We start from the raw sequence: 16,428 nt of genomic DNA, 5'->3' as shown, positions 1-16,428 counted from the left end.
CCAACGCCCACACTCGGCGTTGGACTATCAGACCCCGGCCGAATACGCCCGGACCCTGACCACCGCAATCGCCCGACCCGCTACGCGATCTGACAGCTCCGCGCGACGGGCGATTGCTCTACCTGCGTCGAATGGCGTAAGCACCAATCGGGCTCAAGTCGCAGCTGGATGAAAGTTCAGTGGCAGGTCACCCGGCTTCAAACCGGAGCCCTCCCCTCCTCCGTAGATCGAAAGCGTAAACTCAAAAAGAATGACCTAGGCAATTCAAATATCAAAGAGCTGAAAGTCCTCAACAATCCGCCGGGCAGTAGCTTAAATACCACCTTTAAGTTTACAAAACGCATGAACTCGTAAAAATTGCACTAGCATTTTTCGAAGCTGCGTTGGCGTCCGTATTGCTGCACAAAAAAGAAGTTTGAAGAGTGCGCGCAATGCCATCCCCTTACCGCCGGGTAGAATGACAATGTGGTATCATCGCAGCGCAGCAAACATTTTATGGGGACTGGCCAGCTGCATCTCTGGTTCAATTCTCAACGGTCGCTGGCGGACACAGAGGCCGCATACGGTCACACGCGGCCGGTCTGCGTCATGAACTGCCGCCTGCAGCGAACGCACCGTTATTATCTATCGCTGTGTCCATCATTGGAGCGCTGGCAGAAGTTTGAGTTGAAACCAATTATATCCGGTTGCCCAAGAAGTGTTGGGTACGCACATGGACCCAGAAATCGAAATCTCTTTGCTCGGACAAATGAGCGTTTCGGTCGCAGGCACCCAAGCAGTGTTGCCATCATCTAAAAAAGCCCGGGCGTTGCTGGCGTTTTTAGTTGCCACTGGCCGTCCACACCGACGCGAACGTTTGTGCGAACTGTTCTGGGATGCACCAGACGATCCGAAAGCATCGTTAAGATGGGCCCTGAGCAAATTGCGGAATGCTCTGAAGATCGCAAACAATGATCATATTGTGGCGGACAGAGAAAGGGTGTTCTTCGACCCTAGGGGGGTCAATGTTGACATTCAGAACATCCGGTCAAAACTGCAATCGGGGCACGAGCAGTTGCCTGTCAGTGTGCTGGAAGCCATGGTTAGGCAATTGGATGACGGCTTCCTTGCCGGGCTGGACAATGCTGGAGATGACGCTTTCGACGCCTGGCTTGTCGCCGAGCGTACGGACGCCGACACCACACGCGATGATCTGCTGATGAGGCTGTTTGCGCACCCGAATACGCCACCGCTCGCGGTGCGTAAATGGCACAGGTTGTTGAGATCAATCGATCCGATTTCTGCAGAAAAATTCGGTTTATCAGATCTGGATGCTTGTCCCGTGGCAGCTCGCAAGTGCAGCAGCGATCCTGACGGTCAAATGATCTTGCGGAGATCAAGCCCACCTTGCAGTGCAGCGGATCGCCTCGCTTACTCCAGATCAAACGCGTTGAAAAATCAGGAGATCGGGTTTTGCAATGTTACCGCAGGAACAAAGATCGCGCATGCAAGTTTGGGGTCTGGACCTCCCATTTTGAAAGCTGCCAATTGGTTGACACATCTCGAATTCGACTGGGCCAGTCCAATTTGGGGGCAGTGCTTTGCGGACCTTGCGTGCGATCGTAGATTTGTTCGATATGACGAGCGCGGTTGCGGTCTGTCCGATTGGCAGGTCGCTGACATTAGCTTCGATGCATTTGTAGAAGACTTGGAAATTGTCGCCAATCACCTTGGACTTGAGCGCTTTCCGCTCCTGGGTATTTCGCAAGGCTGCGCTGTCTCCATCGAGTATGCTGCCCGCCACCCGGAACGCGTAAGCGGACTGATCTTGATCAGTGGATACGCTGCAGGATGGCGTATCGCTGCAACGCCGGAAGAAGAGGCTCCACGAGAAGCCGTGCTGACGCTGACCAGACACGGTTGGGGAACCGAGAACCCAGCTTACCGGCACATATTCTCGAGCACCTTCATGCCGGATGCATCCGCGGAAGGTCTTGAGTGGTTTGACGAATTCTAACGCCGAACCACCTCTCCGGAAAACGCTGCCCGGTTCCAAGAAGCCTTCGGGTACATTGATGTCAGGCACCGGCTGCCGCAGGTCAAAGTGCCAACGATTGTCCTTCATGCGAAGCAGGACCAACGCATTCCCCTGGCGCAAGGCCAAGCGTTAGCAGACGGTATTGAGAACGCCGAGTTTGTACCGCTTGAAAGCCGGAACCACATTTTGGTCGAGGGGGAACCAGCACTTGATTTCTGCACTCGGAAAATTCGCGATTTTTTAGAAAAACACGATATCTGACAATGACGTAAGTTCTACCTTGCTGACCATCAGAGTTTAGATTCGAGCCCCATTTGACTTCAGATACTCTTAGGGAACCAGCTGCGACAAGCTGATCAGGTCTTCGTTTTTGCCAGGCGCCACTGCATTGCCTATCAAGGGGAGAGGTCCGTTAAGAGCAATCGCTTATTTGCGAAAATAAGCCGGCAGAATGATTGTCCCCCATCACCAGATTTCCCAATGAATTTCTCATAGTTGCATCTTGCCCTAGCGACTGCGCCAACACTTGATATGTGCGCGGTTTTATATACCTAGGCTTGAACGCGATGGGTTGGCGTGGGCGCTAGGCGTCCTTCGGCGGCATCATCATTCGCTTAGCAAATCGCGCTAGTTTTCATTCAATGACATCGGCTGTCAGTAGAGCGCCAAACACCCTTTGATTTGACACTTTGATATTGGCGAAATTCTGCTCGAGACTAAGCTCTAAATATACGCGAGCTTTCGTTTTCCGTCTCAATAGACGCATTAAGCTCTGATCTGAATTGGATGAACGGCTCCCAGATTCGAAAGCATTTCACCCGCAAGGTTCAATCTCAAAAACGGGTTCTAAGTCGGTAGCCTGGACCGTAAGTCATGCGCACATGGGTGATCGGCAGATCTCCATTGAAGGTTGTTCGCTCCATGACAAAAAGCGGTGTTTCTTCCAAAGCCTCATAGAGACGCGCCAAACGCTGGCCTGCGTTGACCGAATAGAAGGTTAGGTCGCCCGCGGTGTAGGGAGCGTTTTGCACCAGCCATTCGTTTGGCGTGATGAGATCAAAGGCGATCGCTTCGAAAGACGGGACAGCCTCAAGATTTGTATAGCGCTCTTCAAACATGAAGGGACGGTCATCGGCGAAATGGACTGTCTCTGTATATAGAAGGCGGTCCGCGGCAGACACCGGGAAAGCCGCATGCAGATGAGGCGGCAAGGTCTGCTTGTCACGTTTCAGGAGAGATTGGCTGTAGATGGATCCACGCCCCTCCACTTCTTCCCGGATAATCGGGATCGTCAGGGTCGCCTTATGGGGCGGGTTGATGGCAACCCGCGTCCCGGCTTTGCGGCGGCGGGTGACAAGACCACTTTCGGCCAAATCTCTCAGCGCCCGATTGACAGTGGTGCGAGCACAACCGAATTCCTCAGCCAGATCCGCCTCTCCTGGAATGATATCCCCTGGATGCCACACCCGTTCGTTGATCCGGCGCAGCAATTCTTCTCGAATCTGCGTCCAGCTGTTCAGCTCTTGCGCTTTCAAAGTTTGGCCCTCAACCCCCGTATCGTCTTTCGATACCGCCCCCGTATCGCCTCACCCTCGACATGCCGACCTTGCTTGACCAGGTGCCGGCCAGCAGACCAAACATCGCTTACAAGTCTGTCGTCACACGCAAAGATCCATGTGTCCAGGATCTCATCGCCAGTACATCCCTCAAGACTGAGCGCCTTTTGGTCAAGCGCCAGAAAATCTGCGAGTCGGCCCGGCGCCAGTGCACCGGAATCCCGACCAGCTGCCTGCGCTCCACCGGCCAGAGCCGCTTCATATAGCACACGCCCGGTCGATTTCTCACGGGTCGCCACACTGGCCCGGCACCGGTCTCGCAGCCTTTGAGAATACTCCAGAGTTCGCAACTCTTCAGAAAGCGAGATACGAACATTTGAATCGGACCCAACCCCAATACACCCACCCTCGGCCAGATAAGACACCCCATTGAAAATGCCATCTCCGAGGCTTGATTCTGTTATCGGACAAAGCCCTGCAACAGCCCCTGTCTGCGCCAATCCCCTTGTTTCATCAGCGGTCATTTGCGTGCAATGAATGAGACACCAGTTCTGCTGAACGTCATGGGTATGCAAAAGCCACTCAACTGGCCGTTGGCCATAGGCTGCTTCCACCTCCTCCACTTCCTTGACCTGCTCCGCTAAATGCATGTGCAAAGGTGATTTTCCGGCAAGTTCAACACAAGCGGCCAAATCCTTAGGCTGCACGGCTCGAAGCGAATGCGGTGCCACTCCCAATCTGCAGTCCTGTGTCAGGGCTCGCAGTGTCACTCCAGCATCTTCATGCAAGCGCACATATCGTTCGTAGTCGTTGCCAAAGCGGATTTGTCCTGCCCCAAGAGCTCGGCCATCACAGCCTCCTTGGCGGTAGAGAACCGGAAGAAGCGTCAGTCCAATACCGGTCGTGGCACTGGCTGCAGCAATCCGATCCGACAATTCTGCCAGACGGTCATAGGGCGTTCCGTCAGGCTGGTGATGGACATAGTGAAACTCCACATTGCACGCATAGCCTGCTTCAAGCATTTCCATTTGCACAAAGGCAGTGATGGCTTCGATATCTTCCGGGGTCAGAATATCCAGAAACCTGTACATGATCTGGCGCCAGGTCCAGAAGCTATCGACCGTTTCCACACCACGGCGTTCGCTCATTCCGGCCATCGCGCGCTGAAAGGAATGAGAGTGCAGATTGGCAGGCGCCGGCAACAAAATTCCAACCCGCTCAGCCGTCGCGGAGACGTTGTCACATCCCATTTCCACAGACCGAATTCGCCCGTCCTCGACGCCGATCAGCACGTTTTCCCGCCAACCTTCCGGCGTCAACGCATGAGCTGCGAGGTATTGTTTTCGGACAATCTGGGTCACGGGGGAATCCTTGTTGACACGATATTATGTGCATGCATATTCTCATTTAACGCAATTTTATCAAGCCGGATTTGTTCCTGTGCCAATGGAAATTTTCCAAAACGCCACCTTGGCGACCCTGCAACCAGGCGAGCAGGCCTATGGGCTGATCCCATCGGGCGTCATCGCTGTCGAGGACGGCATCATCCGATACTGCGGCACAGAGCAAGGCTTGCCGGCAGAACTGAAGGGCCAACCGACGACAGATCTCGGCGGCGCACTCGTGACCCCCGCTTTGATCGACTGCCATACGCATATCGTCTTTGGCGGGAACCGCGCCAGAGAGTTCGAGATGCGCCTGAACGGCGCCTCTTATGAAGAGATCGCAAGAGCCGGCGGCGGCATAATCTCAACTGTGACGGCGACCCGCAGCGCTTCGCACGATGAGCTGTTGGCCGGAGCCTTGAGACGTGTTGACGCCTTGCTCGCTGAAGGTGTCGCAACACTCGAAATCAAGTCCGGCTATGGCCTGGACATTGAGACCGAACTTCGCATGCTGCGCGTTGCCCGGAAGATCGGACATCTGCGTCCGGTGCGGATCCGAACGACCTTTCTCGGAGCTCATGCCGTTCCTGCAGACTATGGGGACGACAAGGACCGGTACCTGACTGAAGTTTGCCTGCCGGCGCTTGAAAAGGCCAATGCAGAAGGTCTGGTCGATGCCGTAGATGGGTTCTGCGAGGGCATCGCCTTTTCGACGGAACAGATCGCCCGGGTTTTTCAGAAGGCTGAAAACCTCGGCCTCCCGGTCAAGCTCCATGCCGAACAGCTCTCCAATTTGAACGGCGCAGCAATGGCGGCCGAACATGGAGCCCTGTCCGCTGACCATCTGGAATATCTCGACGAAGATGGTGTGAAGGCAATGAAGGCGTCTGGCACGGTCGCCGTTCTCCTGCCAGGGGCTTTCTACACGCTGCGCGAAATCTGCCAGCCACCCGTAGAGCTCCTAAGAAGGCATGCTGTGCCAATAGCACTTGCAACCGACTGCAACCCTGGCTCTTCACCATTAAGCAGCCTTCTGCTGACCATGAACATGGCATGCACACTGTTTCGGATGACGCCTGAAGAAGCACTGGCCGGTGTTACCCGCGAAGCCGCCAAAGCCTTGGGACTGTCTGACTGCGGAAAGCTGCAGGAAGGCCTGAGGGCAGACATTGCGATTTGGGATGCGGAACACCCATCTGAGCTTTCATACCGCATCGGCTTCACCCCTCTTACGACTCGAATTTTCGGAGGCTTGCAATGAGCGACCTCGTGCTCACTCCCGGCTCCGTAACGCTCAATGATCTGGAAAAGATATATCGGCTGGAACTTGCCGTTTCCGTCGACCGAGCGTCCAAGGCTGCAATTGATCAAGCGGCAGAGCGGGTTCAACAAGCCGCCATCGGCAACGAAGCGGTCTATGGCGTGAACACAGGCTTCGGCAAATTGGCCAGCGTAAAGATCGCGCCAGGCGATACCGCTACTCTCCAGCGCAATCTCATTTTGTCCCATTGCTGCGGCGTTGGCGCAGACCTTGAGCGAGCAGCCGTCCGATTGATGATGGTCCTCAAGCTGATGTCTCTGGCCCGCGGTGCATCCGGCGTCCGTTTCGGCGTTCTGGAATTGATCGAGGCCATGCTGGAAAAAGGCGTAACGCCCGTGGTTCCGGTCCAGGGGTCTGTCGGGGCATCGGGAGACTTGGCACCGCTAGCCCACATGACCGCGGTCATGATTGGAGAGGGTGAAGCCGAGTTTGGCGGCGAGCGCCTGCCTGGAGGCGAAGCTCTATCTCGCGCAGGACTTTCACCTGTCGTGTTGGGTCCGAAAGAAGGTCTGGGACTGATCAATGGCACACAATTTTCGACGGCCCTCGCCCTCATTGGTTTGTTCGAAGCCTGGCGCTTGACGGAAGCCTGCCTTGTCACTGCAAGCCTTTCTACCGATGCGATCATGGGCTCCACTGCCCCCCTTTTGCCGGAAATCCATGCGCTTCGCGGACACCGGGGACAGATCGAGGTTGCAGCGGCTATGCGCGATCTTATGAAGGGGTCCGAAATTCGCGAGAGCCATCGCGATGGCGATACCCGCGTTCAGGATCCCTATTGCATACGCTGCCAGCCGCAGGTGGTCGGTGCCTGCCTCGACCTCTTGCGCATGGCGGCCGGAACCCTCGAAATTGAGGCAAACGCGGCGACAGATAACCCACTGGTGCTGACAGAAGCCGGCCGGATTGTTTCTGGCGGCAATTTCCATGCAGAACCGGTGGCTTTTGCGGCAGACCAAATTGCATTGGCAATAGCGGAGATCGGCTCAATCGCGCAGCGGCGGGTTGCACTCATGGTCGACCCGACCCTTTCATTCGACCTTCCCCCTTTCCTCGCGAAGGATCCGGGCCTGAATTCCGGACTGATGATCGCGGAGGTCACCACCGCGGCCCTCATGAGCGAGAACAAGCATCTTGCGAACCCCTGTTCAACCGATTCCACCCCGACTTCGGCGAACCAGGAAGACCATGTTTCCATGGCAGCTCATGGCGCCCGGCGTCTGACCCGGATGACCGGAAACCTGGCGAACATTCTTGGTGTCGAACTTCTGTGTGGCGCATTGGGTGTCGAGTGCCGCGCGCCCCTCCAGACGAGCGGTCCACTGCAAAAAATCCTCGCAGAACTGCGCAATGCCATACCTACCCTGGAAGCAGATCGCTACTTGGCACCGGATCTGAAACACGCAGCTCTTCTGCTCGCCAGCCGTGAGCTGATAGGCCAGATCGCGCCCGCGCCCTTAATTACCCTGGAGCCTTCGCATGGACGCGGTTGAAGTAGTATCCGGCGACAGTCCGATCATTCTCGGCGTACCACACGCTGGAACACACGTGCCTCAAGAGGTTTGGGACACGTTTAATGAGAATGGAAAAGCGCTCGCAGACACCGACTGGCATGTAGATCAGCTTTACAAGGGTCTGGTGCCGGACGTTTCGATCGTGACGGCGACCTTTCACCGGTACGTCATCGACGCCAACCGCGATCCGTCCGGCGTTTCGCTCTACCCGGGTCAAAACACAACGACACTTTGTCCAACGACGGACTTTGACGGCCTGCCGATTTATCTTGACGGTAGAGCCCCCGATGAAGCCGAAATTGCCCGGCGGCAGGACGTCTTTCACGCTGCGTATCATAAGGCGCTCGCAGGTGAGATCGCGCGCGTCAAAGCCATCCACGGCATTGCAGTGCTCTACGATTGCCACTCCATCCGGTCGAACATCCCATTCCTGTTTGAAGGAACGTTGCCCGACTGCAATGTCGGCACCAACGGCGGCAGCACTTGCGCCCCGCAGATCGAAGCTGCCGTCGTGGCTCGCACGCAGCGAGCGGACAGCTATACCAGCATCCTAAACGGACGCTTCAAGGGAGGCTGGTCCACTCGCCACTACGGCCGGCCGGCCGAAGGCGTGCACGCCATCCAGATGGAACTCGCTCAATCAACCTATCTCGAGGCTGAAAAGCCGCCCTTCAACTATTCGCAGGACCGGGCAGACCGCCTGCGCCCGCACCTCAAGTTCATCCTGCAAGATCTTAATGCGATCGCCGGCGAACTCGCCCCTAAGCGACAAGAAAACGCCCTGAGGAGACACAAATGACCGATCGTCGCCACAACGCTCGTGACGTCTTCCCGCCCACCGGACCGGGACTCAATGCCAAGTCCTGGCTGACGGAAGCTCCCTTGCGGATGCTGATGAACAACTTGCATCCCGATGTTGCCGAAAATCCGCATGAACTGGTGGTCTACGGCGGGATTGGGCGCGCGGCCCGGACTTGGGAGGATTTCGATCGCATTGTCTCCGTTCTGAAAGAGCTTGATGAGACGGAAACCCTTCTGGTGCAGTCAGGCAAGCCCGTTGGAGTGTTCCGCACCCACAAGGACGCTCCACGCGTGCTGATCGCCAATTCCAACCTGGTCCCGAATTGGGCCAATTGGGACCATTTCAACGAACTCGACAAGAAAGGTCTGGCCATGTACGGCCAGATGACTGCGGGTTCCTGGATTTACATTGGTACCCAGGGGATCGTTCAAGGCACCTATGAAACTTTCGCAGAGGCCGGCCGCCAGCACTATGACGGCGACCTGACCGGAAAATGGATCCTGACCGGCGGCCTTGGCGGCATGGGCGGCGCCCAACCACTGGCAGCTGTGATGGCCGGCGCTTGCTGTCTTGCCGTCGAATGCGATGAAACCCGCATCGACTTTCGCCTGCGCACCCGATACGTCGATGAGAAGGCAACGTCTCTCGACGAAGCACTCGAGATGATTGACCGCTGGACATCTGCGGGAGAAGCCAAGTCCGTTGGCCTTTTGGGCAATGCGGCGGACATTTTCCCTGAACTCGTTCGTCGTCTGAATGCAGGCGGGCCACGCCCGGACATTGTCACGGACCAGACCTCCGCTCATGACCCGATCAACGGCTATCTTCCAAAAGGCTGGACCGTTGGTGAATGGCGTGAAAAGCGCGAGAGTAATCCGAAGGCCGTCGAAAAAGCGGCTCGCGCCTCCATGCGCGATCATGTTGAAGCCATGGTTGCTTTCTGGAACGCCCGCGTGCCAACGCTGGACTATGGCAACAACATCCGGCAAGTCGCGAAGGATGAAGGTCTCCAGGATGCATTCGCCTTTCCTGGCTTTGTGCCTGCCTACATCCGCCCCTTGTTCTGCAAGGGGATCGGGCCATTCCGCTGGTGCGCACTCTCCGGAGATCCGGAGGACATCTACAAGACCGACCTCAAGGTGAAGGAGATCATTCCAGATGACCCTCATCTTCACAACTGGCTCGACATGGCCCGCGACCGCATCGCCTTCCAGGGCTTGCCTGCGCGTATTTGCTGGGTGGGCCTAGGCCAACGTCATCGGCTTGGGCTGGCGTTCAACGAGATGGTCCGCTCCGGCGAGCTGAAGGCTCCAATCGTGATCGGACGGGATCATTTGGATTCCGGCTCGGTTGCCTCACCAAACCGCGAAACCGAAGCCATGATGGATGGGTCGGATGCGGTTTCGGATTGGCCGCTTCTCAATGCCCTTTTGAATACAGCATCTGGTGCGACGTGGGTGTCTCTTCATCACGGCGGTGGTGTCGGCATGGGCTACTCCCAGCATTCCGGCATGGTTATCTGCTGTGACGGGACCGAAGCCGCCGATGAACGCATCGGCAGGGTTCTTTGGAACGATCCGGCGACCGGCGTCATGCGCCATGCGGATGCTGGCTACAAAATTGCACTGGACTGTGCAGAGGAACAAGGTCTCAACCTCCCTGGGATCCAAAAACAATAAAAATCACCAACCTTCCACAAACAGCGATGACCAACAGGAGTGAACAAATGAAGAAGCACCTACTCGGATTTGCAGCCGCCGTCGGCCTCAGCATCGGACTCGCAGGCGCTGCGCAGGCAGACATGCTGTCTGATATCAAGGAACGCGGTAAGATCGTGGCGGCCACCGAAATGCATTATGCCCCGTTCGATATTCTGAAGGACGGCGAGTATCAGGGGATATGCCACGACCTTTTCACTGAGGTTGCCAAGGAGCTGGGCGTTGAAGTCGAGTTCCTGGATCTGCCGTGGCAGTCGATCCTACCAGGCCTCGAAGCAGGCAAGTTCGACTTCGTAAACGCTCCGGTGACCATCACCGCCGAACGCATGAAGCGCTACAACTTCACCCTGCCGATCGGCAACGCGACCGTGGCCCTGGCCAAGAAGGCAGGTGACGACAGCATCGCCAAGCCGGAAGATATCGCAGGCAAGGCCGTTGGCTCACAGAAGGGCTCTGCCCAGCTCGAACAGCTCAAGGCCTTCTCCGAAAGCCTCACCACACCGGCTGACGTCCGGGAGTACGTCAACATCGACGAAGCACTGGCTGACCTCGCAGCCGGCCGTATTCAGGCCGTTGCCAATTCCGCTCCGCTGATGGGTTACGCTGCCGTTCAGCGTGCAGGCTTGTTCGAAATGGTCATGCCCCCCTTCGGCGACCCCAAGTTCTTCGGCTGGGTCGCTCCGGGAGGCGAAGACAGTGCGTCGCTGATCGCAGAGATCAACAAGATCATCATCAAGATGCATGAGGACGGCCGCCTTCAGGCGATCAACGAAAAGTGGCTCGGCTCCAACCCGGATCTGCCGACCACCATGCCGGTCGTCAACTAACCTGGAACTCGCGCACCCGGTGCTTGACACCGGGTGCGCGTCCCCTCCCCTGTCCAAGGATCGGCAAGACAGGAGCTCCGGTTTGAATTTCTCTTTCGATGTCATCTGGCATAATTTGCCATACATGCTGGCTGCCGCGCGCTGGACCCTTCTCATCTCTTTGGGTGGAATGGCGATCAGCCTCGCCTTGGGCATCTTTGTCTGCGCGTCACGGATCTCCAAAGAGCCGATCATTTCAGGCCTGGCAGCACTTTACATATCTTTCTTTAGAGGCGTGCCGCTGCTGGTTCAGCTCTTGGTCTTCTATTATATGCTGCCTTACATAGGCCTCGACCTGCCGGCCATCGCTGCTGCAGTTCTGGCCGTCGGGATGTGTTCCGCTGCCTATACGGCAGAAATCCTGCGCGGTGCCTTGCAAACCATCCCTCATGGACAGACCGAAGCCGCTCACGCTCTCGGAATACCAACATTTTCGCTGTGGAAACGGATCCTGGTTCCCCAGGCCATACGCATTGGCCTGCCATCCCTGGTCAACGAATTGATCCTTCTGGTGAAAGTGTCTTCCCTCGCTTCCGTCGTCGGCATCGGAGAATTGACCCGTATTTCCCAGAACATCACCGGTGAAACCTATCGTCCGCTGGAAATCTATGTTGCCGCCGCCGCGATCTATTTCCTGATCAACCTGGTTGTGTCCTTGTTGGGCCGACTGGCTGAGCACAAATTGAAGGTGGTCTGAGCCCATGGAACTCGATCTCTTCATCAGATACGGCCCATCCCTTCTTTCAGGTTTTGCGGTCACCATCCTGTGCTGGATTGTCGGCTCTCTTGGCGGGTTGGTGCTCGGATTTGTTCTGGCCTGCCTCTATCGCTTTGGGCCCGCACCGCTGAAGTGGTTCATTTTCGGCTACGTTGAAGTCATCCGCGGCACACCCTTCATGATTCAGCTGTTCATCCTCTACTATGGCGGCCCCAGTGTTGGCATTCTGCTTTCGCCGGTCCAAGCCGGCATCATCAGCTTTATCGTCTATGGAAGCCCCTATTTCGCTGAAATCTTCAGGTCCGGTTTCAACGCCATACCCGAAGGTCAGATAGAAGCTGCACGCTGTGTCGGCCTGAGCGAAACGCGCATTGTCACACGTATTGTCTTGCCGCAAATGCTTGTCCCGATCACCGCACCGCTCACCAACTTTTTCATTATCCTCACCAAGGAAACGGCAATTCTCTCTGTCGTGACGGTGCCCGAACTTCTTTATGAGACCCAGACGATGGCATCAGAAACATTCACTTTCGTGGAGCCCTTTCTGGTTCTTTCGATTTTCTACTGGCTGATGGTCATAGGAACCAGCAGGCTGGGTGCAATCGTGGAAACGCGCGTGACCCGTCACCTGCGCAGAACCTAGCTGTGCCGATATCCAATTTGAGATCAGCCCCAAGCCGATGAGCGAGAAAAGTCCCATGGCACAAGACCAAACACATGAGCCCATAATCAAGGTGCGCGGCTTGAGCAAATACTTCGATTCCTTCGAAGCACTGCGTGACGTCTCCCTCGATATCAATCGCTCTGAAGTGCTCTGTCTGATCGGTCCATCCGGATCTGGCAAGAGCACCCTTCTGCGCTGCCTCAATTTTTTGGAAGCCTATGATGGTGGAGAAGTTCGTCTGGAGGGCGATCTAATTGGTTGGAAATCAACAACTGACAATCCGCGCAAGCCGCTGAAATCTGAAGCCTTGAGACGGCAGCGCCAGAACATCGGCATGGTTTTCCAGCAATTCAATCTCTGGCCGCACCTGACTGCTCTTGAAAACGTGGCTGAAGCTCTGATCAACGTCAAACGCATGTCAAAAGCGGATGCGCAAGACAAGGCGCGCGTCGCCCTGGCCAAAGTCAATCTGTCCGACAAGGAAAGAAGCCATCCAGCCAATCTCTCTGGCGGCCAGCAGCAGCGCGTCGCCATCGCGCGAGCAATCGCGATGGAGCCCAAGGTCATGCTCTTTGATGAGCCAACGTCCGCATTGGACCCGGAATTGGTCGGCGAAGTTCTTGGGGTCATGAAGGAAATGGCAAGTGACGGCATGACAATGGTGGTTGTCACTCATGAGATGGGCTTTGCCGCCCATGTTGCGGACAGGGTTGCCTTTTTGGAGAAGGGACGGCTCGTCACCTGCGTCCCGCCGCAAGACATTTTTTCCCGCACACCGGATGATCCACGCGTCGACGCATTTTTAAAGACCTACCGCGAGCGAAACGTGGTCTGACAGGCTCACCCAACCCCGCCACAAGCTACCGCCGCAGCATTCTCAGCGAGCCTTTGTTGCTTTGGCAATGGCTTCTGCGACCAAGGCGATGCCGTCGTGGACTAGGTTCGCGTTGATCGAGGAATAGGCCAGACGATAGTGCGACGTGTCGGGCGAACGATGCGCATAGAATGCGTTGCCTGGCTCTATCAGGACACTCTGCTTTCGCAGATCGACTGCGAGCTTCGTGGTATCGACGCCCTCTGGTGCCTTCATCCAGAATGATGAGCCACCGTGCATGTCCCGAACATCCGGCGTCAGGCCAAATTCCCGAATACAATGCTCCATGATCGCGCGCCTTTTGCTGAACACGCGCGCCATGCGGTTGATCTGGCTGTCATAGTGGCCAAGCGACAGAAAATAGGCCGTCGTTCTTTGAATGTGGCTGGGCGGATGCCGAAAAACGACCGTTCTCAGCTCACGCATTTCCTGGATAAGCGGCTTGGCGGCAACGACATATCCAAGACGGAGCCCTGGAAATATGGACTTCGAAAACGAGCCGAGATAGATGACCGTCCCGATCTGATCCATCGATTTGAGCGCAGGCGCCGGCGCGCTCAAGAACGACATCTCGAACTCATAATCATCTTCCACGATGACGAAATCATCGCGGTTTGCCTTCTCCAGCATTTCAAGCCGCCGCTCGAGGGGCATTGTCACATTCGTTGGCGCGTGATGGCTGGGCGTCGTGAACACGACATCGGCGTCGGCCGGAATACGATCTGGCGGCAAGCCATCATTGTCGACGTCAATGGACGCCGCGATGTATCTCATCTGATCGAAGATTTTCCGCAGACCTGGAAAGCAGGGATTTTCGACGATGGCTTTTTGTCCCTCGGAGAGCAGCAACTGCGCGATCATCCAAAGCGCGTTCTGCCCCCCCATCGTGATCAGGATTTCATCCGGATTTGCGCGAATGCCACGACGCGGCAGAATATAGCGCAGGATAAATTCCACGAGCATCGGGTCATCGTTCTGATAGTGGTCGTGCGTGAGCGTGTCGAAATCCTTTCGACCGACCGCACGCAGGGAACAGTTCCGCCAATTGGTATGGTCGAACAAGTCGGGATCCGATTGCCCGTAGATGAAGGGATACCTGTAGTCGGTCCAGTTCGGGGGACGTAGAATGTCGCCACGCGATTGCGGGCGGCGGGCAAGTTTGCTGTCCCAGTCGATACCCGCCGGAGCAGAGGTGTCGGCTTCGGCGAACCATGGCTGCGTCGGCGCCGTATCGGACACAAAATAGCCCGAACGATCCCGCGAAATCAGATAACCGTTCGAGACCAGTTCCGCATAGGCCAGCGTGATTGTAATGCGCGACACGCCCAGGTGATCGGCGAGTTTCCGCGACGAAGGCATCTTTTCGCCCGCTGCGCAATGCCGGGAGACAATCGCCTCCGCAACAATCTGCTGAATCTGCTGCTGCAGCGTCGCATCGCTGCGTTGTGGCAGCAGAAAGATTTCAGGAGGTATCGCCAAACCCAGACCTAACGCAATGGACCTATGAACCTACGCTATGCCTTAGGAACTTCAGGCGCAATATTCTCACGTCAAGCACCAGCCGGTGCTTGAGCAGGTCTTCCTTGCAGAGCGTGTGCTCTAGCCGAACACGCGCGTCAGGGCTCCGTCAATCGCATCGGTGATCGCATCAATGTCATCCGCGGTAGCGATCAGCGCCGGAGCAAGGCAGAGCGTATTGTTGAGCCCCGGCAAGGCGCGCGCCGTTGCGCCGATGATAACGCCTTGCGCCATGCAGTCGGCAATTACGGCTTGAACCTGGGCTTCCCCGGCAGGCGTCTTGCTGACACGATCTGCGACCAGTTCAGCGCCGCAGAACAAGCCGAGCCCGCGGACGTCACCGACGGCTGCGTGCTTGTCCTTGAGCGCATGGAGGTTGTCCATCAATCGAGCACCCATGGCGTCCGTGTTCGCCAGAAGACCTTCATCCTCGATAATGCGCATGTTTTCCAAGGCGGCTGCAGGTCCTGCGGTACAGCCACCATAGGTGGAAATATCACGGAAGAAGCTCATCGGGTCGCTCGCATCATCCTTGAACATGTTGAAGACCTCTTCCGTCGTCACGAGACAGGCGATCGCGGCATAACCGGAAGCAACACCCTTGGCCATCGTGACCAGATCAGGCTGGATGCCATATTGCTGGTAGCCAAACCAGGTGCCGGTCCGGCCGACGCCGCAGACAACTTCATCGAGATGGAGCAAAATGTCATACTTGCGGCAGATCTCCTGCACGCGCTCCCAATAGCCTTTTGGCGGTGTAATGACGCCGCCGCCTGCGGTCACTGTCTCCAGGCACAGTGCTCCGACGGTGTCAGCACCTTCCCGCAGGATGACTTCCTCAATCGCGTCGGCTGCACGCTCACCATAGTTTTCGACATCCCATTGTGCGCGGTATTCGAGGCAGTGAGGTACCTGGACAAAACCAGGCGTGTAGGGACCGTATTGCGCATTGCGCTCCGGCTGACCGCCAGCGGACATGGTTGCAATAGTCGACCCATGGTAGTCCCGCTCGCGAAAAAGGATTTTGTGCTTTTTGCCCCCAAAGCGCTTGTGCGCGATCTGGCGAACCATCTTGAATGCCTTTTCGTTTGCCTCCGATCCCGAGTTGACGAAATACACCCGGCTCAGACCTGGCATCCGTTCGATGAGCTTCTCGGCAAACATTGCGCCGGGAATTGACCCGACATTTTGTGCGAAAAAATTGAGGCGGGTAACCTGATCGCTGATCGCTTTGCCGATGCTTTCACGGCCGAAACCGACGTTCACCGTCCAAACACCTCCCGACACTGCGTCGAGATGTTCACGTCCCGAGGCATCCCACAAACGCATGCCCTTGCCTTCGACCATGACCCGTGGATCCTTGGTCTCGTAGGGTTTGTGTTGTGTCAGATGATGCCAAACATGATCACGATCGGCGCGAATGACATTGTCCAAATCATTGATGGGGGCAGAGTGGGTCATGGGCATCGCTCCGT

At 56.4% G+C, this 16,428-nt stretch carries 13 protein-coding genes and 1 pseudogene; 10 read left to right on the top strand and 4 right to left on the bottom strand.

Features of this window, described 5'->3' with window-relative positions; translation table 11 throughout:
* Nucleotides 1-172, top strand: a pseudogene (locus IG617_RS12975) (IS3 family transposase); the annotation flags it as partial.
* A 540-nt stretch (nt 173-712) separates the two neighbouring features.
* Nucleotides 713-1,996, top strand: coding sequence for a bifunctional AfsR/SARP family transcriptional regulator/alpha/beta hydrolase (locus IG617_RS12970; protein ID WP_254170532.1), 1,284 nt, complete (start codon nt 713-715; stop codon nt 1,994-1,996).
* 854 nt (nt 1,997-2,850) lie between these two features.
* Here IG617_RS12970 and IG617_RS12965 read toward each other — a convergent pair.
* On the bottom strand, nt 2,851-3,552 hold the full coding sequence (locus tag IG617_RS12965; RefSeq protein WP_216859573.1) for a GntR family transcriptional regulator: 702 nt from the start codon (nt 3,550-3,552) through the stop codon (nt 2,851-2,853).
* Entirely contained in the window at nt 3,549-4,934 is a 1,386-nt protein-coding gene (locus IG617_RS12960) for a formimidoylglutamate deiminase (RefSeq protein WP_338109971.1), read from the bottom strand. The genes IG617_RS12965 and IG617_RS12960 overlap by 4 nt, the downstream gene beginning before the upstream one ends.
* A gap of 85 nt (nt 4,935-5,019) precedes the next feature.
* Between IG617_RS12960 and hutI the strand changes: the two genes are divergently transcribed.
* The 8 genes from hutI to IG617_RS12920 all read left to right on the top strand — a co-directional run bounded on the left by hutI (nt 5,020) and on the right by IG617_RS12920 (nt 13,396).
* Nucleotides 5,020-6,219 (top strand): imidazolonepropionase, encoded by a 1,200-nt coding sequence (gene hutI / locus IG617_RS12955; protein ID WP_192109616.1) that lies wholly within the window; start codon nt 5,020-5,022, stop codon nt 6,217-6,219.
* Nucleotides 6,216-7,772, top strand: coding sequence for a histidine ammonia-lyase (hutH, locus tag IG617_RS12950; protein WP_192109615.1), 1,557 nt, complete (start codon nt 6,216-6,218; stop codon nt 7,770-7,772). Before hutI ends, hutH begins: the two co-directional genes overlap by 4 nt.
* The gene (gene hutG / locus IG617_RS12945; RefSeq protein ID WP_192109614.1) at nt 7,759-8,592 is read left to right on the top strand and encodes an N-formylglutamate deformylase; all 834 of its coding nucleotides are present in this window, start codon (nt 7,759-7,761) and stop codon (nt 8,590-8,592) included. The genes hutH and hutG overlap by 14 nt, the downstream gene beginning before the upstream one ends.
* Nucleotides 8,589-10,274, top strand: coding sequence for a urocanate hydratase (gene hutU, locus IG617_RS12940; RefSeq protein WP_192109613.1), 1,686 nt, complete (start codon nt 8,589-8,591; stop codon nt 10,272-10,274). Before hutG ends, hutU begins: the two co-directional genes overlap by 4 nt.
* Nucleotides 10,275-10,321: 47 nt before the next feature.
* On the top strand, nt 10,322-11,140 hold the full coding sequence (locus tag IG617_RS12935; protein WP_209008440.1) for a transporter substrate-binding domain-containing protein: 819 nt from the start codon (nt 10,322-10,324) through the stop codon (nt 11,138-11,140).
* Nucleotides 11,141-11,222: 82 nt separating this feature from the next.
* On the top strand, nt 11,223-11,876 hold the full coding sequence (locus IG617_RS12930; RefSeq protein ID WP_254170531.1) for an amino acid ABC transporter permease: 654 nt from the start codon (nt 11,223-11,225) through the stop codon (nt 11,874-11,876).
* A gap of 4 nt (nt 11,877-11,880) precedes the next feature.
* Nucleotides 11,881-12,540: an amino acid ABC transporter permease gene (locus IG617_RS12925; RefSeq protein ID WP_192109611.1), complete on the top strand. Its 660-nt coding sequence runs from the start codon at nt 11,881-11,883 to the stop codon at nt 12,538-12,540.
* A 55-nt stretch (nt 12,541-12,595) separates the two neighbouring features.
* Complete coding sequence (locus tag IG617_RS12920) at nt 12,596-13,396, top strand: amino acid ABC transporter ATP-binding protein (RefSeq protein WP_209008439.1); 801 nt, start codon at nt 12,596-12,598, stop codon at nt 13,394-13,396.
* A 42-nt stretch (nt 13,397-13,438) separates the two neighbouring features.
* Here IG617_RS12920 and pdxR read toward each other — a convergent pair whose 3' ends face one another.
* Both pdxR and IG617_RS12910 read right to left on the bottom strand, forming a co-directional pair.
* Nucleotides 13,439-14,914 carry a MocR-like pyridoxine biosynthesis transcription factor PdxR gene (gene pdxR / locus IG617_RS12915; protein WP_192109610.1) on the bottom strand — a complete coding sequence of 492 codons (1,476 nt, stop codon included), beginning with the start codon at nt 14,912-14,914 and terminating at the stop codon, nt 13,439-13,441.
* A 120-nt stretch (nt 14,915-15,034) separates the two neighbouring features.
* Nucleotides 15,035-16,414 carry an aminotransferase family protein gene (locus IG617_RS12910; RefSeq protein WP_192109609.1) on the bottom strand — a complete coding sequence of 460 codons (1,380 nt, stop codon included), beginning with the start codon at nt 16,412-16,414 and terminating at the stop codon, nt 15,035-15,037.
* Between the last annotated feature and the right edge of the window lie 14 nt (nt 16,415-16,428).

The organism is Roseibium polysiphoniae, from assembly GCF_014842925.1.
In the GTDB taxonomy this organism is placed as follows: Bacteria; Pseudomonadota; Alphaproteobacteria; order Rhizobiales; family Stappiaceae; genus Roseibium; species Roseibium polysiphoniae.
Note: the sequence above shows the minus strand (reverse complement) of the source record. Positions and strands in the feature narration are given on the sequence as shown.

What these genes read in the sequence shown, in the direction of transcription:
- IG617_RS12970 (WP_254170532.1), top strand. Translation starts at nt 713, where the DNA reads ATGGACCCAGAAATCGAAATCTCTTTGCTCGGACAAATGAGCGTTTCG.
- hutI (WP_192109616.1), top strand. Translation starts at nt 5,020, where the DNA reads ATGGAAATTTTCCAAAACGCCACCTTGGCGACCCTGCAACCAGGCGAG.
- hutH (WP_192109615.1), top strand. Translation starts at nt 6,216, where the DNA reads ATGAGCGACCTCGTGCTCACTCCCGGCTCCGTAACGCTCAATGATCTG.
- hutG (WP_192109614.1), top strand. Translation starts at nt 7,759, where the DNA reads ATGGACGCGGTTGAAGTAGTATCCGGCGACAGTCCGATCATTCTCGGC.
- hutU (WP_192109613.1), top strand. Translation starts at nt 8,589, where the DNA reads ATGACCGATCGTCGCCACAACGCTCGTGACGTCTTCCCGCCCACCGGA.
- IG617_RS12935 (WP_209008440.1), top strand. Translation starts at nt 10,322, where the DNA reads ATGAAGAAGCACCTACTCGGATTTGCAGCCGCCGTCGGCCTCAGCATC.
- IG617_RS12925 (WP_192109611.1), top strand. Translation starts at nt 11,881, where the DNA reads ATGGAACTCGATCTCTTCATCAGATACGGCCCATCCCTTCTTTCAGGT.
- IG617_RS12920 (WP_209008439.1), top strand. Translation starts at nt 12,596, where the DNA reads ATGGCACAAGACCAAACACATGAGCCCATAATCAAGGTGCGCGGCTTG.
- IG617_RS12910 (WP_192109609.1), bottom strand. Translation starts at nt 16,414, where the DNA reads ATGACCCACTCTGCCCCCATCAATGATTTGGACAATGTCATTCGCGCC.